Source organism: Deinococcus misasensis DSM 22328, from assembly GCF_000745915.1.
GTDB lineage: Bacteria > Deinococcota > Deinococci > Deinococcales > Deinococcaceae > Deinococcus_C > Deinococcus_C misasensis.
In genome coordinates this window covers 992-21,605 of sequence record NZ_KN050785.1, presented here as the reverse complement: position 1 = coordinate 21,605, position 20,614 = coordinate 992, and the positions used below count along the sequence as shown (strand labels likewise).

General features: G+C 55.4%; 14 protein-coding genes and 1 CRISPR repeat array. Of the genes, 9 read left to right on the top strand and 5 right to left on the bottom strand.

All coding sequences use genetic code 11. From position 1 onward, the window contains the following. Window positions 1-115 precede the first annotated feature (115 nt). From Q371_RS25000 to Q371_RS24970, 7 genes are all read left to right on the top strand, one after another. Entirely contained in the window at window positions 116-1,555 is a 1,440-nt protein-coding gene (locus Q371_RS25000; protein ID WP_034346458.1) for a right-handed parallel beta-helix repeat-containing protein, read from the top strand. Between the two features lie 34 nt (window positions 1,556-1,589). Next, a complete protein-coding gene (locus Q371_RS24995; RefSeq protein WP_034346454.1) occupies window positions 1,590-1,901 on the top strand; it encodes a transposase in 312 nt (103 codons plus the stop codon). Window positions 1,902-2,087: 186 nt separating this feature from the next. Next, on the top strand, window positions 2,088-3,176 hold the full coding sequence (locus tag Q371_RS24990; RefSeq protein WP_157442941.1) for an IS110 family RNA-guided transposase: 1,089 nt from the start codon (window positions 2,088-2,090) through the stop codon (window positions 3,174-3,176). A gap of 37 nt (window positions 3,177-3,213) precedes the next feature. Then, window positions 3,214-4,023, top strand: coding sequence for an IS3 family transposase (locus Q371_RS24985; protein WP_051965254.1), 810 nt, complete (start codon window positions 3,214-3,216; stop codon window positions 4,021-4,023). 57 nt (window positions 4,024-4,080) lie between these two features. Next, on the top strand, window positions 4,081-4,704 hold the full coding sequence (locus tag Q371_RS24980; protein ID WP_034346450.1) for a hypothetical protein: 624 nt from the start codon (window positions 4,081-4,083) through the stop codon (window positions 4,702-4,704). Between the two features lie 213 nt (window positions 4,705-4,917). Next, entirely contained in the window at window positions 4,918-5,163 is a 246-nt protein-coding gene (locus tag Q371_RS24975) for a hypothetical protein (RefSeq protein ID WP_034346446.1), read from the top strand. Between the two features lie 921 nt (window positions 5,164-6,084). Then, window positions 6,085-6,834, top strand: coding sequence for a lysozyme family protein (locus tag Q371_RS24970; protein WP_034346444.1), 750 nt, complete (start codon window positions 6,085-6,087; stop codon window positions 6,832-6,834). 327 nt (window positions 6,835-7,161) lie between these two features. Here the strand turns inward: Q371_RS24970 and Q371_RS24965 are convergent, their stop codons facing one another. Together Q371_RS24965 and Q371_RS24960 are read right to left on the bottom strand one after the other, a co-directional pair. Next, entirely contained in the window at window positions 7,162-7,689 is a 528-nt protein-coding gene (locus Q371_RS24965; RefSeq protein WP_157442940.1) for an integrase core domain-containing protein, read from the bottom strand. A gap of 316 nt (window positions 7,690-8,005) precedes the next feature. Then, window positions 8,006-8,383: a transposase gene (locus Q371_RS24960; protein ID WP_157442939.1), complete on the bottom strand. Its 378-nt coding sequence runs from the start codon at window positions 8,381-8,383 to the stop codon at window positions 8,006-8,008. 180 nt (window positions 8,384-8,563) lie between these two features. Here Q371_RS24960 and Q371_RS24955 point away from each other — a divergent pair, with 180 nt between their 5' ends. Beyond that, window positions 8,564-9,346, top strand: coding sequence for a class I SAM-dependent methyltransferase (locus Q371_RS24955; protein WP_034346442.1), 783 nt, complete (start codon window positions 8,564-8,566; stop codon window positions 9,344-9,346). 235 nt (window positions 9,347-9,581) lie between these two features. Continuing rightward, complete coding sequence (locus tag Q371_RS24950; protein ID WP_034346439.1) at window positions 9,582-9,896, top strand: hypothetical protein; 315 nt, start codon at window positions 9,582-9,584, stop codon at window positions 9,894-9,896. 108 nt (window positions 9,897-10,004) lie between these two features. Here Q371_RS24950 and Q371_RS24945 read toward each other — a convergent pair whose 3' ends face one another. From Q371_RS24945 to Q371_RS24930, 3 genes are all read right to left on the bottom strand, one after another. Beyond that, window positions 10,005-11,915, bottom strand: coding sequence for an ATP-binding protein (locus tag Q371_RS24945; RefSeq protein WP_034346437.1), 1,911 nt, complete (start codon window positions 11,913-11,915; stop codon window positions 10,005-10,007). 460 nt (window positions 11,916-12,375) lie between these two features. Beyond that, window positions 12,376-13,974 carry an SMI1/KNR4 family protein gene (locus tag Q371_RS24935; RefSeq protein ID WP_034346433.1) on the bottom strand — a complete coding sequence of 533 codons (1,599 nt, stop codon included), beginning with the start codon at window positions 13,972-13,974 and terminating at the stop codon, window positions 12,376-12,378. A 100-nt stretch (window positions 13,975-14,074) separates the two neighbouring features. Beyond that, window positions 14,075-19,855 (bottom strand): RecQ family ATP-dependent DNA helicase, encoded by a 5,781-nt coding sequence (locus tag Q371_RS24930; protein WP_034346431.1) that lies wholly within the window; start codon window positions 19,853-19,855, stop codon window positions 14,075-14,077. Between the two features lie 241 nt (window positions 19,856-20,096). Beyond that, window positions 20,097-20,613: a CRISPR direct-repeat array (repeat unit 28 nt; unit sequence GGTTCATCCCCACGCCTGTGGGGAAAAC). Window position 20,614 lies beyond the last annotated feature (1 nt).

The window sequence follows — 20,614 nt, the reverse complement described above, 5'->3', positions numbered from 1 at the left end:
GGGATTTCTCTGCTGCTGGAGTTATTCAGGAAGCCATTGTGGGCTTTACTGGAAGGCCTTCAGCTTTTGTTCCCCAAACTTGTCGGGTACTGAGATCTCGGTCAGCAACGGTGGTGTGCTGAGGCTGCACGGCATCAAACGAAAAAGCTGGGTGCAATTGCAGCAAACTGCACACACCCATCAGGACCACGTGATCGTCAATGAAAACGTCGAAAATTGGCTTTCTGGAGCCAAAGGAGACGTTCAAGTTGTCGTCATGTCAGATGACTACAGCATGGAAGACGCACAAACATTCACGGTGTCATCCATCGAAGGCAACCGCATCAACTTCAAAAACGGACGCCTCAACAAAGCCAGAAACATTGGACGACAAAGCTACGACAGCATGACTTTTGAGAAGGAAGTGGAAGTCGGCCTGTTGACCCAGAACATCACCATCCAAAGCGAAGTTCAAAACGTTGATGTTGCAAAGTCATACGCTCAAAACACCGCAAGTGGCGTGACCACCACAAACTACACCATCAACTCCCAAATGGGCGGGCACATCATGGCGCACATGGGGGGGAAACTCTACCTCAGCAACATCGAAATCAGCAACATGGGCCAAGAAGGCCAACTGGGACGATACCCTGTCCACTGGCATGAGCTGGGTGATGCCAGTGGACAATACATCGAAAACAGCAGCATCCATGACAGCTTCAACCGCTGCATCACCGTCCACAGCACCAACAACGTCCGGGTCAGCGGAAATTTCTGTCATGACATCATCGGCCACGCCTACTTCCTGGAAGATGGAGATGAAACGGGAAACCGCTTCGATCGCAATCTGGGTGCAGTCATACGCAGACCCAACCCAAAAAACACCGTTGCGCAAGACAAAGCACAAGACAGAAATACCGTCTACAGCGTCGATGGAGACCTGGCGAAACGAGGCAACGAAGCCATGGGTCCCACCACCTACTGGATTTCCAACGGCAAAAACACCTTCACCAACAACGTCTCCGCCGGCTCAGACGGATCGGGATACTGGTACGTCTCACACAGCCCCCAAGACTTCATTCCCAGAGGCAACTTCGACCGCAACGCTTCCCACTCAGAAAAAGGATTCTCCCTGGTTGTCACCCGAGATGACATGGGCATCGTCAATCCCCAAACCCCCAGCATCTTCACCAATTACAGCTTCCACCACACCAACGCCCGTGGAATTTGGTCCCATGCGCACGACATGGAATTCATCGGGGTGCGCGCCGCCAACAACAGACGCGCCATCTTCTTCTCTTTCGACAGCCGCCTCCAAAACGCATTGATCATCGGCAGGAACAACTTCGAGCCTGACACAGACCCCAACCCACACGCAGCCTACACCTTCTATGATGGTCCAGCCCACCTGTACAACGTGGCCATCACTGGATTCACCAACAAAGATGTGCTTTTCCCCACCCAGGGAGCTGCAACGCGTTTTATGAATCACAAATTGCAACTCATGGACATCGACGACAGCATCCCTCTGGATGCCTACTTCGACGAAACCTTGAACTTGATAAGGTTTTGTTGACGCTCAGTTGATCCCGCAGAATGGGAGAAGACTTATGCGCAAAACGCCCACCAAATACACCGCCGATTTCAAGCTTCATGCCGTCCAGCTGGCCTTACAGCCTGGGGTCACCCAGACCCGAGTGGCACAGGACCTGGGCATTCCCAACCAGATTCTGGGCCGCTGGATCAAAAAGCACAAGGAAGCTCAAGAGCAGGGTCGCCCGGTCTTTACCGGAAGAGGCGTGCCAGCTTTAACCGAGCAGGAAAAGCGCATCAAGGAACTGGAGAAGGAGGTGGAAATCCTGCGTATAGAAAGGGAAATTTTAAAGCGGGCGGCGAAATTCTTCGCGGCCGAAATGGAGTGAAGTACCGCTTCATGGAGGACAACCGCAAGGATTTCGCCTTTGTGTAATAGAGATGGGTCCAGGGTGGATAATGGACTCACCTCGGTTCCTGGGCTGCTACCCCGAGATTTCGCCTGACCCACCAAGGTCGTTTTTTAAATTGAAAGCAGTCCAGGACACCCAGACAGCCAGAACGGTATTCTAGGCTTGCAGCCTGCACACAAAGTTATCCGCAACCTGGGCGACACCGAGAGACCTTCCACCAAGGAGTATCTCATGTCTGAGACGTGGTATCTGGGGATTGACATCAGCTGTGACACCTTTGACTTCGCCTTGTTGGATGCCCAGGAAAAGGTGTTGAAAGGGGATCGGCTGCCCAACACACCCACAGGATTCTCTGCCCTGATGGATGTACTGGGTTCTTGTGGGGCAGCTGTCAGTCAGCTTCATGCCTGCATGGAGGCGACTGGAGTGTATTACCAGCAGCTGGCCTATTTTCTACACGCTGCAGGCGTAAAGCTCAGTGTGATGAATCCGGCCCAAATTCATGCCTTTGGAAAAAGTTTGCTCAGAAGGGCAAAAACAGACCGCATGGATGCCCAGCTCATTGCCCTTTTTGCAATCAGACAACAACCCCACTCTTGGGTTCCTCAAACGGACTTGCTGGCCGAACTGCAGTGCCTGACCCGGGCCAGAGACGAGTTGACCACCAGCATCGTGCAACTGAAAAACAAAAAGCATACGGCTGGACATGCCTTTTATGCCATGGATTTTCTGGAAGAACAAAGGCAAGCACAGCTTGAATTGCTGGAACGGCAGCAAAAGGACCTGGAACGCAAAATCAAAGAACTGATCCAGAGGGACCAACAGGTCAAGCAGCAACTGGACTCGCTGCTCTCCTTGCCGGGTGTAGGCTTCAAGATTGCCACTGTTTTCCTGTCTGAAACGTCTTTGATGAACTTTGAGTCGGGGAGCAAGCTGGTGGCATTTGCCGGACTGAATCCTCAGATTCAAGAGTCCGGCAAATATCGAGGCCATGCCTCGATCAGCAAGAAAGGCAATACAAGACTTAGGAAGGCGGCTTACCAGGCAGCAGTGTGTTCAGTCAAAACGCAAAGCTTCTTTTCGTCTTTCTACAAAAGGCTCAGAGCAAAGGGCAAGCCTGCCAAAGTGGCTTTTGTTGCTCTCGCACATAAGATCCTTTGTACAGCCTTGGCAGTGGTCAAGCAGCAGAGCACCTATCAGGAAGATTTCCATCGCTTACACCTGTGTCTTCCAGAAGAACCCACTAAGTGATTCTACTCACATTTTTTCATTACGGTATTTAAAACACATGGCCCGCCTGCTGGGCGTCAAAGTTGCGGCATACCTGGCCTGGAAGAGACGTCCTGAAGCCGGCAGAAAAACACAAGACCAGCAGCTGAAGGCAGAAATCAGAAAGATTCACCAGGACAGCAAAAGCACGTATGGTGCACCCAGAATCAAACGGGAGCTAGAGAAGGCAGGCCAGCAGGTCAGCTGTCAGCGGATCACCCGTCTGATGAAAGAAAGTGGACTGAAAACGCGGTGTAAGCGGAAATTTCGCGTAACCACCCGCAGCAAAGCAGGGGATCCTGTGGCTGAGAACGTGTTGGACAGACAATTTGTCGCATCACACAAAGACCAGAAATGGATCACCGACTTGACCTTTTTACCTACCCATGAAGGGTGGCTGTATCTCAGTGTCATCCTGGACGTATTTTCCAGAAGAGTGGTGGGTTGGGCCTTTGGGACGACCCTGGAGACCAAACTAGCGATTTCTGCCCTGCAGATGGCTCAGGAGACCCGGAAACCTGCTGCAGGCCTCTTGCATCACAGTGACCGGGGGTGCCAGTACCCCTCCCAGGAGTATCAGCGAGCTCTACAAGACATGCAAGCCACGTGCAGCATGAGTCGGAAAGGGAATTGCTGGGATAACGCAGCCATGGAGAGCTTCTTGGCGACCCTAAAGATGGAACTGGGTCTCGACAAGGCCATTGGAAATCGAGAAGAAACGTGCAGAATTGTGTTTTCGTGGATGATGGGCTGGTACAATCTGCGTCGAACTCACTCGGCCCTGGGGTATCTGTCCCCAGCCAACTTTGAAGCACAACATTGTGGATGAACTGCACGTCAATAAAAGCCTTGTAATTTCACCTGGACTTTTGCCAAAAACGGCATCTTGGTGAATGGGCAATACGACAAAGCAGACGACAACGGCACCATCACCAGCTTTCATGATGTGGACCAGTACTTCTCCCGCAGAGCAGGAATCCCTCAAGACCCAAATCGCAGAACTTACTTGGTCAGCAACCTTGCCATCATGAAAAACGGCAACTGCCAGACCACACCGTTCTGGCCGGACGTGGCCATCTGTCAGAACAACTACGCAAAAATCAAACTTGTGACCGACAAAGAAGACCGACTTGCACTCCTGAGGCGCTCGGACGGCCCATCTCAAACCCTCAAGAGTGCAGATCCCAATCGGCCATCCTGGCAGCTGCCCATCATCACCAATCAGAACATCACCTACCAGGTCTCCAACCTGAATGGAGACGCCATTCTGACCACCTACCTGGAAGCATACGAAATTCCCAGAGGAGACGCACTGACCCTGTTCCTCCCTGGCATGAAAAGTGTTCCTGTCGGTCAATCCAATTACACCCTCACCCGAAACAACACCCTCCGGGACCTGCAGAACAGCACCACACCCGGCTACCACATCGACAGTGATGGAAAAGGAAAAGACGGTCTGTACATCAAACTGTTCGGCATTGAAAACAGCAAAATCCTGATCGATCTCTAAACACACTCTGAAACAACATCCCTCTACAAATCCCCATTCAAGCACACCACCTCTGGAGGCCGCACATGAAAAAAATGTTTTGATCACCGGTTCCATCCTCTTGGCGAGTTGCGCAAGCCTCTCCACACCCAAAGATGACGGGAAAGCCGACAGAGGAGAAATGATCCGGTTCGCTACATTCTGCCTTACACCTTTTACCTCAAAGGCCGACATGTGTTCCAAGAAAGCCATGCCCCAGAATTCTTGCAAGGCAGCGAAGACATCTCTGGCATTTACACACGCAAATTTCCCTTGATCAGGGTGAAGACCACATTGCGGTATCAATCCAGTTGGAAGACAGTGTTCGCCAGAGGGGCCCAAACCACTTTCGGCGTGGATGTATGGGCCTCTTGCAGGATTGGAGCCCAGAAGTGCATCAACCGCTGGGAAAGCAACGATCCCAGACTCTTCGGTCTTTGAGGTCTGACATGTGTTGATGATTGAGAACCTGAAACTTCAGGTGGAAAGGAAACCCGCAAGAAAAACAACCCGCATGGATCACCCACTGATAGGCAACGCCAAGAAAACTTACTTTCAGTACAAATGGAAGTACAACATGGTCCCGGTGAACAAGAACGACAGTTGTTGACTTGCAAGGTTGCATAAAATTGAGTTGTTTTGATGGCATTTGTGAAACATAAACTGTGAGGGCTTGAGTTTCCTTTTGCTCTCGATGGGCGTCCGTCTGTTTGGAGAGGTAGAAGCCCATCGGGGGTCTTCGGTCTGTGGCAATTGGATTGTCTGGTCCATTTCCGCGCGTTGGAACATGATCTTCATGGATTGGGTGGCGAACAATCATTCTGGACCATTGCATGAAGCACAGTGGATTGGGCTTCCCAGTTTCTTTTGTTTGTGTGAAGGGTGAACAACACATTCCTGCGGTGTACAACTGTTTTACGGTGCTTGGGGTGCTCTTTCATTTTTGCCTGCGTTTTCTTTTTGGTCCATGAGATCCTGACTGGTGGACCAAACTTTCTATTGGTCCACATTCATTCACAATTGTTTAGTAAACAAAATAAATAATGCGTAACAAAAATAGGCAAACTTCCTAGTCGATCTTTGGGTTTTGTCAGTTTGGTTTGCTTATAGAACAAACAAAGAAAACCAAATCCCTTAAAATATCGCTTTAGACCCTGTTTAAAGCGATCATGCCCAACACCAAAGCACAAACAACACCCTGTACCCAGAATTTTCGGAATGCAAAACAACATACATTGTTTACTAAATCTCTTGGTTTTCGTATTGACATATCTACCGGCAACTGTTAGCATCTACACAAGCCCAAAAGTTCAGAATCAGGTGGACCAGACCTGAGCTCACCCATTGCCATAGGAGGCAACAATGAAGTACAGCATTCCTGTCACCGCCCTATTTGTCAGCGCCCTCGTATCCTGTGGCACTTCAGTGCCCCAACCTGAATCTTCTGACCTCAAAAGCGAAGTCTTGCCCCAGGCCACCGCTTCTTACGGTGGCTACACCATCTACATCGAAAACACTGCAAGCATCAGCATCAAACAAACCATCAAAAACCAGGGCGCAAGTCAATTGCAACTGGTGATCGCCATGGCAGAAGAAAAAACCCTCGACCCAAGGAACTGGCCGCTTGGATTCGGTGACGGTAAAACTGGAGACGCAGCAAACTTCGGCCTCTACAAAATGAACTGGTACATGATCCGACTGGCCATGCGTGACATGTGGCCCAACGACACCTTTGTCAGAAGTTTGGATTACGACGATTACAACAAACTCTGGCCCGGCACCAGCCAAACCATTGCGCAACGCATCAACACAGATCACGCCATGGCCACCCGAATTCTGCAAGCAGCCATGGCCAAATGGAGTACAGCAGAGCCCAAAGCAGATCCACTGGATCCCAGAAAAGGCACTGCCAACAACTTCTGGGCTGGTCATCGATGCGGCCAGACAGGACTTGAAGGAAGATCATGTACCGATCGTTCCTACAACAACGAAATCGGCTATTACTACAAAGGTGTCATGGCGATCAATGGCTACATCAATGCTTCCCAGGCCAGACGGGATACACTGTGGTCGACTAACATCCGTTACGGAGCAAACCTGTTCCCCATCTGACACTTCAGCCACAGTGAAGAGCTCTCTTGATCTTTCAAGCATAAAGGCGACGCACCCACTCAAGTGGGTGCGTCGCCTTTATGCCCCCAGAAGGGACTCACAACCTGATCCAGTGGGATGTATGGAGCACGCCAATGCTTAAGTTCGTACAAATCGAGGTCAGGGATGTGCACTTCGATTTGGATCTACCACAAGTCTTCATTCGACATGCCAAAGGGGGTAGTGACGGGTATGTATGTGCCCATCTTGCCTTCGCTGGCCCAAGAACTCCGCACCCACCTGGGAACCGATTTGTCCTTATCAGTTGATAGTGCGTCAAAAAAGGCTTCAAGCCGATAAGAGCATTTTACCTTCTTGCTGGGCGATCTGCATCGGAGTCTGATACCCCAGCGCAGCATGAAGCCGCTCAGTGTTGTACCACAGATGAAATTTCTGCAGCAGGGCTTTCAGCTCCGTTAAATTCTGTGGGTCATGCCGAAAGACCATTTCATACTTCAACGTGCGATAAAGACGCTCCAGAACGCCCATTCCTCCCTTATGGGAGGTCTTGCACTTGGCCCAATCACCGATCTCCTTGCAATGGGCCTGGAAGGGGGCACTGGTGAAGTCGGACCCACCATCACTCTGGATCATAAATCGATCGACTGACACATACTTATTGAGCTCATTGATTCCCGCTTTGAGGCCATGTAAAGCATTCCAGCTGGACAGTTGAGAAAACGCCAGGGAAGCCAGAGACAGACGGGTTTTGACGTCCAACACCTGATAAACCCAGACTTTACCTTCTTTGGGAGGTTGAATCATGGTGGCATCGATCTGCACCCTACGTTTCTCAGGCCACTTGCTCTCCGGCAAGGTTTACACCTTGGGTCGCCTGCGTTTCCGGTGCGGAGCGGGATTTAACTTTTGCTGTCTGAGAAAATCTCGAATCCACCGCTGACCCACTGGAGAACCTGACTTCATCGATTGCTGGTACAGCTTACGGTACCCAAAAGTAGGGTGCTGTTCCACCAGTTGCAGGACCTGTTTGCTGTGTTCTGCCGCTTTCTGCTGCTGGGCTTCGCGTTGTTTCCTCTGACGCAGGTGATCCCTGAGGTGGTGGTCAGCCACTTCTGACAGCCGGGTAAAACGCTATAAGGTCTGGGGTAGAGGGCTGCAATTTCCCCCACGTTTAGAGGCCTCGGAGCTTTTTTGTGATGTCCAGTGCCAGTTCTTTCTCAGCCAGCAGTCTTTTCAGACAGTCATTTTCATTCTGCAAAGCTGCACAGGAGCTCTCATTTTTGTTGGACAGGGCATTCATGCTTCCCTGCAGAAACTGTTCCTTCCACTTATAGACCAGAGGCTCGCTGACTTCGTAACGCTTGGCGATGCCGGCCACCGGCTCTTCGCCCTTGAGGACTTTCAGGACAATGGTTTGTTTGAGGTTTGCAGGCCACTTCTTGCGCTGCTTTCCCATGAAAGTGCCTCCATTGGGCTGTTTCTGTGGTCTCTCCACAGATGAGGCCATTTTTGGAAGTCTTTCTTGCCGCACTACCGACTGAACCCTCACCTCTTTCAGAAGCCCACACAAAAGTGCCACACTTGAAACTGCAGGTTGGCAACCCCATCAGCGCAACAGCTTGCCTGAAAAAAGAAACCATCAGCCTGACGGATCAACAGCCCACTGCACCACCCATGATGACCTTGGGATTTTGAAACTCTGGCACTTGCGTCTCACGGAGGACGGATCATGATGAACGGCAACATCCTGGAAGAATACAACGCCGCCATGCAGCAGGGCCTGATGGACAAGCTTTACTTTCTGGACTACTGCAACGAAGTCCACAACATTGTTGATTTTGGAGCGGCAGATGGAAGTTTGATCGAACTGCTCTACAACCGTTTTGGCAACACCAAAAGGTATTTTGCAGTGGACAACAGCCCTGAAATGCTGGACCTTTTGCGCCACAGGTTCCAGAGCAACCCCTGCGTCCGGGTTGTGGGTGACATGAACGACCTTCCCAACATTTTTGGGTTGGACAAAACTGCGGTGATCTTATCGAGTGTCTTGCACGAGATCTACAGTTACGGCACAGACCTGAGACAATTCGAAAAAATCATCTTTGGGGGCAATTTTTCGGAGTGCCCAGAGTACATCTTCATTCGGGACATGAGCCTGTCTCGTACAGCAAACCGCCCGATTGACATCAACGACCTGCTGCGCCTCAGAACCAAAGCAAACCCCTCGACCCTTCAGGAATACACCGACTTCTGGGGTGAAATTCATTCAGACCGGGACATGCTTCACTACCTTCTGAAGTACCGCTATGAGGACAATTTTGACCGTGAAAACCGGGAAAACTACTTCTCTCTTCCCTATGAGCGTCTTCTGGAAGTTGTGGGCAACAACTATTATTTCGTGCACCACGAGCATTACGTGTTGCCTTACCTGCGGAATGTCATCTACAGGGATTTCGGCATCACCGTCAGGGACAACACGCATGTGAAACTCATCCTGCGCAGAAAACAATAAATTCTCCTGCGCTGAAGGACTTCAAAGTCAGCGAGCGGCGAGAACAGCAGTGTTGAAGTGACCTTGCCTGCTGCCCGGGTTCGGGTGTTGCAAGCCCTGTCCGCCACTTGACGTGTTCGAAGTTAAGCCAGAGTGCTGCTGTCTCACCGTCTGATTCCGGGTAACTTGATGGCATGGTTCGAATTTGTGACCCGGAGGACCCCATGCATTAGGGCGTTAAAGGAGCGCCCCGAGCATGGCGTACAAGATTTTCAGGAAACACCGGCAAAGGCACCAGAAGATCCTCTGGCGCATCAAAAACCATGTGGTGGTGAGGTTCTACGTTGACCCTTCCCGCACGGATGCTTACGCAAAGTACCGCAAAAGCCTCCACTTGAGTGTGCAAACCTGCTCCAGAACAGGGGCGAAGCCTTACAAGCGCAAGTACCACAAGTTGCGTCGCAGTCAGGCCCGCAAACTGGAATACTTTGCCCTCATGGAGATGGAGGAGCAGTTTGACCGGATTGCACCGGACGGCTTCAAAGGGGCGATTGGCTGGGACCTCTGGTGAGAGCGGGGCTGGACGGTGATGGTCCAGCCCCGGCACTTGTATTCCGTTTCAGTGGTCCATTTCCAGACCCGCACGGTGGTGTTCTCTGGAGAGGCTCGGGGCTCAGCCTCAGTCCCCGACCAGCCCAGAGGTGGTTTTGAGGGCATAGCGGGTGCCGCGCTTCTGGCCCACTCGGTCCACACTCCCGGCGTTGATGAGCTGGCTCAGCAGGGTGCTGAGTGCGCCCTGTTCTGCGTTGAGGGCCAGTCGGATTTGCTCTGCGCTGCGCGGTTCGCCTTCCTGAGAGAGGTATTCGAGGATGTGGTTGGCCTGCAGGTTTTGCAGCAGGGGTGTATCCGGTCCAGACACCTGCCCCCCGGCCTGCAGGCGTTGCAGTTTCAACACGTGCGCTGCGGGCTGGGCCGCTTGCAGGATCTGGGTGTGGAGGGGATGGCAGGTGAGGTAGATCACCTGGTGCTCATGGCTGACTTCCGCGAGGGCCTGCGCCAGACCACTGGCCCGATCTGGGTCGGCGTTGACCAGCACATCGTCCATGATCAGGGGCAGGCGCACGGTGCGTTCCCCCAGCACCCGGGCGAGGCCCAGCCGCACGCTGAGGTAGAGTTGCTCCTGGGTGCCGCGGCTGAGTTGCTGCACGTCGAGGGGTTGGTCGTCTTCCTGAAAAATCCGCAACTGGGTGTGGTTGTCGTTGGCCCGCACCCGCTGGTAGCGGCCTTCGGTGATGCTGGCGAACACCTCTGAGGCGTGGCGGAGCACTTCGGGTCCTTTGGTGCGCTCGTACTCTTTGAGGGTGCCGGACAGCAGTTGCTGGGCGAGGCGACGGACCACCCACTGCTGGGCATCTCGCACCAGCTGGGTTTGTTTGTGTTCAAGGGTCTGTTTGAGCTGGGTGGCCGAAGCCGACTCTTCGAGTTGTTGCAGCCGCACGTCCAGCTGGGCGAGCTGCAGGTGCAGGTCTTCCACCTGCTGGTCGAGGGTGTGGAGTTCTTCTTGCACCTCCTGTTGTTCGCTTTTCCATTCGACGGGTAGGGCCTGATTGAGTTGCTGGATGATGGCTTCAGCGTGCTGGCCGCTGGAGCGGTGCACGTAAAGGGCGGCTTCATGCACCCGCTGTTCGAGTTTGAGGCGTTCTTGCTGCAAGGTCCAGTGTTCGCGCAACTGGCTGAGGGAGGTGACGTTCAGGCGGCTGTAGGTCTGGCGCAGGGCCTGACGGAAGGTGTGGATGCGTTTCTCCAGCTCCTGACGTTCCTGATCCACCTCTTTCATTTTGCGTGCGGTGATTTGCAGGGCCTGCTGTTGCTGCTGGGCCTCCTCAAGGTCACGGACCGCCTGACGCAGGGCTTCGAGCAGTTCGAATCCCGAGCCGCTCTGGGGGCGCCCTGCCTGTGCGAGTACCTTGGCGGCTGTGCTTTCGAAGAAGCTGGTCTGGTTGTGCAGGTGCTGGTGTTCAAGTTCAGCCTGGGTGAGGTTGTGCAGTTGCCGGCTGGCGTCCTGGACCATCAGGAGTTCGGTGCGGGCCTCGCTGGGGTGTTGGGAGACCAACTGGTGCTTGGCGGCCCAGGCAAGGAATTGTGCTGTGGCGTGCTGGACGGCGTCCTCGGCCTGCTCGAGTTGTTTTTGGGCGTACTGCAATTCTTTCTGGGCGTTTTCATCGGCCCGCTGGGCCAGCACATGTTGTTCCTGAAGTTTGAAGCGGGCTTGATCCAATTGCTGCTGGGCGTCTTGCACTTCGCGTGTCAGGTGTTCGAGGTGGGTGTGCAGGTCCTGCTGGCGTTGCTGGACCCTCAGGGCCTCTTGCAACTGCAGGTGCAGGGCTTGCACGGCAGTGAGCACGTCACTGGGGTCTTGTGGGAGTTCGGTCTGAAACACCGTCAGCAGGGAGAGGGCTTCTTCCTTGAATTGGTGCAGGTCCCTTTGGAGTTGTTCTTGCAGCCTGCGGCGGTTCTGTTGGGCTGCGAGGAGTTGCTGGGCCTGCACCACCGAGGCGAGGAATTCGGTGAGGTCATCCGGGTGGTGCAAGGTGAGGTTGCGGCTGGCGGTCCATGCCTGCCAGCTTCGCTGGGTGGCTTCCAGCGTTCCTCATCGATGCGTCCACAGCCAGCATGGACTGTCTGAGCCGCCTACCATGCTCCAGAGCCTCCTCGTCTGTTTCATGCAGAGGCCGGTTCAGTTGCAGAAACAACTGGTCATGCAAGTTCAGGCAAGCCAGAAACGCGCACAAACCCTGGTTGGCGTAACTCCATCACCGTCCTCATCAGAAATGAAAATGTGCCCGGACTCCATGTCCAGCCAGAGCAAGGAGCAGTCACCACTGCCGATCACCACATGTTTTCCTTTTGGCTGTCCCACCTGCAAGCTGTACGTCCATTCCTCCACCTGCCCTGCCTGATGAACCTGCGTACAGGGGGACAGCTGTGACAAAATTTCTTCTTTGACCCCCAGGCATTGAAGTTGCTTGAGATCCAGCATTTTTCTCCTTTCAAAAGCACCGTTTGCGGAGTTTGCGGGCCTGAAGGGTCAGCGCTTGTTCTTCTGGAACCACCACATCGCCTTGAGACAGGAGGTCCAGCACCTGATGAATGGTGGGTTCTTTGCGGAACCCGTCAGAGGGTTTTGCCCCACCATTCCGGAATGCTTCATCAATTTCGCTCAAGACTGCCTGGCGGGTGGCCAGGTCCGGCTGCTGTGCGGCCATCAGGAAAATGGTCTGTGCGCCTGACAGGTCGAAAGCGTACCTTGCCACGAAAAGAATGGTTTTGCGCACTTCCACATCAGGTTCTGTGGTGAATCCCTCATGCAACCGCTGGATGCTGGTGCTTCTCCACACTTCTTTCAGAGGTGGGTGTTCGGGATCATCCACCTGGTGGGTGAAGGTCTTTAAGCCGGAAACGGCCTTGTTGCGCACCTGTGCATCTGGATCCTCCAGGCCAGCCAGCATCCATTCCCACATGTGTTGCTGCTCATCCGTGGTGTAGGGTTCTTGCAGCGCCTGATGCCCCAATTGATCCAGATAAACTGCTCGCACCTCAGGGTGAGGGCTTTGACGCAACTCCTGAAAGGAATACAGGGGCTGATCCAGGTCTGCCAGGGCAGTCACGGCAGTGGCAGCCACTTTTCCATCTGGGTCTTGCAAGTGGTCCTTCAGGAATTGCAGGAGGTCAAGGGACTGTTGGGGTGTGGCAGGATCTGTGACCAGTGCTCGTCGCTCCAGGGTGTAGGGACCAGGTGGCTTGTTTGCCCAGATGATTTTGCTGAAGGCTTCTTGCCTCACTCCAGGCCTTTGATCCGAAAGCACCGGAAGCAGAAAGTGGTTCACCAGGTTTCTCACCAGGTTTTTCAGGATCTGGATGCTGGCCAGGGCAACCTCCTCTGTTTCAGAGAGCCCATCCACCAGGAATTGCACGGTCTCGCTCCTCAGAGAGGGGAGGCGCCACAGACTCAGGATCGCGTCACAACGCCTCTGTACAGGAAAGGCTGCCGAAGAAGCCATTCTCAACAGGTCTGCCTCTGTGCCAGGCACTGTGTACCCGAACCAGTCCAGGTCGTAACCCCACAGATTTTCATCCAGCCAGCGCTCATACCAAGACACAAAGCTCTGGTTCTCTGGAAAAAAAGGTCTGGTGTATTCGTCCAGGTCAACATAAACCACCCGTCCACGGTGGGGGCCATTCAGGACCAGAAGGATTTCATAGGTGCAGCCGTGGGTTGCGATGTAAAGGGTGCCTTGGTAGCGTTCATCCTCATCCACCCCAAAGTCTTCCCACCAGTGTTCGGCCTGCAGGTCAGGTTGCACGATGGCAGGTTTCTGGATGCCGTCTGGAGCGTCCGCTTCACAAAACCAGCGGTCCAGGGTTTCCAGGCCGTAAGCTGGGCCGAAACCACTGGAGCCCACCTCCAGCACAAATCGGCGAAAATCTTCTGGCAGGGTGATGCCATGTTTGCTCTCGAACTGTTCCACCTGGGAAAGCGTTAAAGGCGGTTGCAGAACCAGTTCTCTGGGATCCCTGCCCTGTGGATTTTTTTCTTGCACATGCTTCAATTTGCTGCGAATGCGATTCAGTTGTTCATCAAGGCCCATGAATGCAGCGTATCACCCTCAAGCCAAGGGCTTGTCATTGAACAGCTCTCCACATTTTTGAAAATTGTCTGTCAGCCTGTTCCTGGCTGTCCCACGGGCCTCAGGGTGATCTTGGAGAGGTCCCTCTGAACGGCAAGGTCACCCGGAACACCGGAAGCACCAGGTGATGGTGGTCTTCGGGCCCTTCGTAACCTGCCCTTTCGTACCATTCATCGTCCCTGAGGCATTGCATCACCATGTGACCCACCGGGGTGATTTTGCCTTGCTGGCTCTGGTACTTGAGGATCCGCGAGACCAGAGTGCTGTGCTTGCTGAGGTGGGCCACCGGTTGCCCGAAGTGGGTGACCAAGTTCCCATGCAGTTCCAGAGGTCCCCACTGCTGGGCGAATCGCCGCACAGCGAGGCGTCCGTCCACATGCACCACTCTGGGGGAGGACAGGTAAAAATCGCTGGGGTCGGGCATGATTTCAAAAGTCAGGTGGGTGGGGTCCTCTGCTGGGGCCTGCACCGGGAAAGGGGTGACTCCGTCTTGCAAGAGGCCCAGTTGAAAATCCCGGTTTTTCAGGGCTGGGTGGCAGGTGTGCTCGTGGCGAAGGACGTGAAGACCACGTTTGGCGCGGGTGAGGGCCACATACAGGGCGCGTGTGTCGTCCCGGGTGGCTTCAGGGGGCACGTTTTCGCTGAGCACGAACACCTGTTCAAATTCACAGCCCTTGGCACTGTGGTAAGTGGAAAGCACCACCCCCTGAGGGGAGATCGGGCGGGTGTTTTCCATGCGCAGGGCCATCTGCTCAAAAGTTGGTCGGGTGAGTTTGGAGACGCTGTCCAGAAGGGCAGGCCACGAGTGATCTCTGGAACTGAGGTTCAGCAAAAGGCGGGTGTCTTCGAGGGTTTGACGCGGGTCTTCACTCACTTTGCCTTTGTCTTCCAGCAGGACCGACTGCACTTCCCGGCCCACCAGAGAAGACACTGGACGCAACTGGTCATGCACGTTGAGGAGTTGCACCCGGATGCCTTTTTCGCGCAGGAAGTGCTGCACTTCGCTGAGTTCCTCCCAGGTGCGGGCCACCACCGCAATTTCTTCGGGTGGGACCTCCTTTTGAAGCAACCTCTGGATTTCTTGGGCGATGGTGAACGCGGCGTCCAGCCTTCGGGTGTAGCGCCCCAGTCGCACTTCCCCGCCGGTTTCGTGCTGGCTGGTGATGCGGTTGTGTTCCCCTTTGAGGCGCTCTGTGTGGGGAATGGTGAATTCGATGAAGCGGTTGGCCACCTTGACGATGCCCGGCCCGGAACGGTGGTTGGTGGAGAGGGTGAGGACTTTGTCTTGCCCCACCTGATAATCCTCTTGGAACTGGTGAATGAAGCGGATGTCTGCCCCTTGAAAGCTGTACAGGTTCTGGTCGTCATCCCCAACAGCCACCAGGTAACCCCGCTGTTCGCTTTCCTCTTCGTCGGCGTTGCCGTCAAAGCGGGCCAGCAAGGTCACAAACTGGTACTCGAGGGTTTTGATGTCCTGATACTCATCGACCAGCACGTACTGGTAGGGACTGTCGTGCTCTTTGAGGTGCTGGATGGCCTCTTTCAGGATCCAGTCGAATTTCTGCTGGGGGTCTTTGAGGGTGTCCGGAGCGTCTTTTTCGCTGAGCCCGGTGAGTTTGCGGGCCAAGCCGTGAAAGGTGAACACGTCCACGTGGATGGAGAGCTCCCCAATCAGTTCACTGATGCGCTCGCGCACTTCTGCCACTGCGGTGCGGTTGTAGGCCAGCACCAGCACCCGTTCGGCGGGAACCCCCCTCAAGGCCACCAAATTCGCCACCCGGTGCACGATGGTGCGGGTCTTCCCAGAGCCCGGCCCCGCCAGCACCAGCAGCGCCCGGGAGGTGCTGTCCAGCACAATCTGTCTTTGGGTGTCACTGAGGTTCGAGAGGATTTTGTGCTGAAACTCGGGGATTTGCAGGGTGCCTGCAGTCTCCGGGTAAGGCAGGTGACGCTCACAGAACACCTGCAGGTCTTCGGTGAAGTAACTGGTGATCAGCCGGGTGCGCTCTGCTTCGTCGGGTTGCTTGAGGATTTCCCGCATGGCGTGCAGCCGCCTCGCGCGGTTCTCGTAATGCTGCTCCAGAGGCCGGTAAGCCACCGCGTTGTAGCGGGGCCGGGTGCCGGCTTTCAGGTGAAACACCGAGCCTTGCTCGAAATCCCCTCGGGTGAAATCCAGCACCCCCAGCACCTGCAGGGCACCGAGGCCGTCCAGCACTGTGAGGTCACCGCTGGGAGGGAAGTGCTGCTCCAACTCGGCCACATTGAGGGTCAGGCCTTCACCCACCTCCTGCATTTTTTCGAGCACCTCAAGGGCAAAGCCCCGGAATTGCCCGTAGCGTTCATCGAATTTCATGGCCCACCCTCCCACAGAAAGGTCAGGGTCGGTGAAGGTGATGCGGGCGGTGAGGCGCTCCATGCGGGTGTGGGACAAACCCAGACTGGAGGCGGCTTTGAGGGCGAGGTGCAGCCGGGCCTGTTTGCCCCTGCGCATCAAATCGGCATTCACCTGCTCGAGGTGCAGTTGCTGCAGGTCCACGTCCGGCTCCTCGGTGAGGTGGGCGAGAAAGGCCCGCACACTGGCGGTCACGGCGTCCAGACGGCCTTTTGCCCCGCGCCTGACCCGCAAAGACACCTGATAACTCCAGCGGGCATGACCGCTTTTCACCAGTTGACCCAGCCCCCTGATCACCCTGGCGGGGGTCAGGCTGCACAACAGCGCGGCTTCGCGGATGTCCACCTGCAATTCCACCCCCATGCGGGTGGAGTGGTGGGAAAACAGCTTCAGCAGCTTGCGGCCCTCCACCCCCAACTTTTGCTGGCTGGGGTGCAAGGTGATTTTGAGGACCGCGGGTCGCTGCTCTCCCTCAAAAACCAGCTCGTAACGCTCAAGGGCAAACAGGGCCACCCTCGACTGGGTCACCAGCGCTTCCGGGTCGTCCTGGGGCAGCAGGTGGCTGAGTTCAAAGCTGGACACCCAGCGGTGCAGTGGGGGAGACGACAGGCGTTTTTTGACCACATTCCAGGTGTCCTTGAGGGCTTTTTCACTGCCAATGCGGTTGTTTTTCTCATGCTCGAACAGCATCTGAAAATCGCGGTCGTCCCACAACAACAAGGCGTGTCCGGTCTCACCTGGCTTTCTGGCCACCCGACCGATTTCTTGCAGGTAGCTTTCTGGACTGGAAGGCGGCCCTGCATGAATCACCGTGTGAATCCCTGCCCGGTCAATGCCCATCCCGAAGGCACTGGTGGCCACCACCACCTCCAGTTCTCCATCTTTGAACTGCTGCAGCACCGCGCGCTTCTCTGCCGGGGTGATGCGGGCATGAAAGGCCCGGCACAGGAAACCCTGCTCTTCCAGAAGTTGGGCGTAACTTTCTGCGAGCATGCGGGACTGCACGTAAACGATCGACACCCCCTGCTCCCGGGCAAGGTGCAGCTTTTCCACGATCACCTTCAGGCGTTCGCTGCGCGGCACCTGCCGGACTTCAGTCTGGATTTCGCTGCGCCAGCGAAATGTCACCTCCAGAGGCACTTTCTGCATGGGCCTGCCCAGCAGGGGCTGCAACTCCTGCACGAATTTTTCTTGCAAATCCGAAACCACCTGCTGGGTGGCGGTGGCGGTCACGAAACCCAAGAGGGGAAGCTGCCCGCCTTCATGGATGTCCCGAATGATCCGGGGGATGCGCAAAAAATCCGGCCTGAAATCCATGCCCCACTGGGAGAGGGTGTGCGCTTCATCCAGCACCCACAGGTGGGGCTGCCGGTGGCGCAGCATCCCCTGCACCGCCACGTTCCTCAGGCGCTCCGGCGAGACGTACAAAAGGTCAATGCGGCCCTCCCACACCCCATCCAGCACTTTGCGCTGCTCTTCCGGGCTCTGGGTTCCGCTCAGAAAAGCTGCCCTTTCTGCCCACTGGGGGAGCTGCAGTTGCAAGTTCAGCACCTGATCTTCCATCAGGGCTTGAAGCGGGCACACCACCACGGTGAGGCCCCGGCGGTGCTTGCTGAGAAACAGGGCCGGAAACTGAAAAGTCAGGCTCTTGCCTCCACCGGTGGGAAGGAGGCCCAAAGGGACGGTTTCCCCTTTCATCAGGGCCTGCACAATCTCCAGTTGACCTTCCCGGAAACGGTACTCCTCCCCGTAAAAGCTTTGCAGTTCCCGGGTGAGGTGTGCTTCTGAGAGGTTCAGGGGCTGGTGGTGCCTTTCGGCCTCCGCAAAACCCTCAAAGGTGCGTTCCGTCCACGCTGGACGGCGGTGCGACACCCGGTCTTGCTGCAAAGCCCACGACAGGTAAATCAACGCCCCGAGGTTCTCTTCTCGCTGCAGGGGAAGGGACCACAGGTGGGTTTTGAGGTTGTGGAGTTCAGGTGGCCACACTGCGTCCACCTCATCAAACAGGTCCCTGAGGGGTCCAACCGGCAAGAGTCGCCTTGCTGCTTGATGCAGCACCGGGGAAAGCTGCGGAATCTGGGCTCTGGCTTTCTCGAAGCGCAGGTGGGTTTCCAGGGTGTCTTCCAGCGGATCGCTCTGGCTGACGTACTCCCGGTACGGTTTCTCGAGGGCCTGGGTGGGCTCGCCCGGGAAGACCAGTGAGCACAACTCCAAAGTGTCCAGCACCCGCTCTCCCAGCTGACTCAGCAAAGAGGGCTGCATGAAGTGCCTGAGGTGAGGGAGGTCAAAGCGCCTCAGGTTGTGCCCCACCAGCACCCGGGTGTCCAGCAAAGGAAACACCATCAACGGGGCGTCATTGGCGGTGAAGTGCCACACCTGCTCCCGACCCACCAGCACCCCTTCAATCAGTTCACCCCCGAGGGTGACTTCCAGATCCATCACCCGCCACCCTGCTGGAAGGCGGCTTTGCACCTCAGCCCACTGGACCTGCTCGGGTTTTTCCGCGACCTCATCCGCAGTGGGGAGGGTTGGAGTTTCCTCCTGCTGCTTTTTCAGACGGCGCCCCATGCCAATCAGGGCTTTCTCGGATTTGGCTTGCAGTTGACGCACCCGCTCTTTGCTCACCTGCAATTCCGCTGCAAGTTCTTCAAGGGTGGCTCTGGGCGCAGCAAACCAGCCGTGCCGCCGGATCAGGACCATCACCTTGCGTTTCTGCATTTGCTTTAAGGCTTGCCGGGCATGCAGGTCGGAGACCTTGTGCTGGGCACAAAACCCCTCAAAAACAGGACATGGCCTCTCCAGCCGCTGCTGCAAAGTCAGGTTCGGAAGGACAGGGGTGGGGCTCTGCTCTGGGAGGGGGGCAGGCTTGGTACTGGACGGCTGCTTCTTTTGCTTCTTCAAGCGGTCCATCTTCAGCACGTACTTTGCGTAAGTGACCTCATCCAGATGCACCTGCAATTCCCTGAGGTGCCCCGGGTGCTGCAACAGCAAGGTTTCCACGAGCCCCAGATGGTGAAGCTTCCGGTACACCTCTTTCAGGGTGCGGCCATGCCTCCGGGCCACCTCCTGCGCAGTGGCTCCAGACTCAAGCTCGGCCAGCAGTTTTTTCCTGAGATCTTCATCTTGATCCCGGCGTTCTTTTTGGCGTTCCACCAACGCTGCGGAAACCTCGGGGACCTTTTGGTACGGCTTTTTGATCAGTTCTCGCACCTGCTCAGCCGAGAATTTCTTGTGCACCACTTTGTCCTCGGGGTGACGTGTCAGGTACATGCCGAGCATCCCGTAACGGGCCAGGAAACTCAGGATGCCTGACTCGCTGCGCTCCAGATGACGGGCGAGGTCCGGGATCCGCAACCCCTGCTCGATGGCCTTCACCACCCACTGCTGGTCCTCTGGGGTGTAGCGGGGATGGCTGGTGGCGTGGGGAGGTGTGGGCTTGAATGACGTCATGGTGCTTCTTTCACAGGTTACGGCAGCAGGTCTTGCAGAAGCTTCAAAAATAAGGGATTTCCCTTAGCTTGATTCGGGAAGTTTCCCTGAATGGACCCAAGCGACTTCCAGGAAATGATATAAAGCACCTCGTTGATAGGGTGAGCCACCTCAATCCATTTTGGCAGGACATAATGGAACTTCTGAAACTCTGGGTATAATTTTCTTGGCGGCTTGAAGCCTTTTTTGGCAAACCATCGACAGTTCATCCCCTCGTATGTAGGGAAAACCTAGATTTTGGGACATCAGGTGCTCACTTCGACGGTTCATCCCCACGCCTGTGGGGAAAACATCTTGAGCCACAACGAAGTCAGGCATGACTGCGGTTCATCCCCACGCCTGTGGGGAAAACGAGATTGAGCTGCTTCCCCCTCCTGAGTCGGTCGGTTCATCCCCACGCCTGTGGGGAAAACGCGGCCAGTGTGACCCACAACGGCAAGCAGGTCGGTTCATCCCCACGCCTGTGGGGAAACCTATTTGCGCCTCAGGGCTTCCTGATCTCCGAACGGTTCATCCCCACGCCTGTGGGGAAAACAGCCACACGTCATTCCAGTGCCCTCTGAGCACCGGTTCATCCCCACGCCTGTGGGGAAAACGGGTTTTTGATTTGGTGCCTTCTGGCAAAATCCTGGTTCATCCCCACGCCTGTGGGGAAAACCGTGTGAATTGCTCCCCTACGCTGAGTCCGAGCGGTTCATCCCCACGCCTGTGGGGAAAACG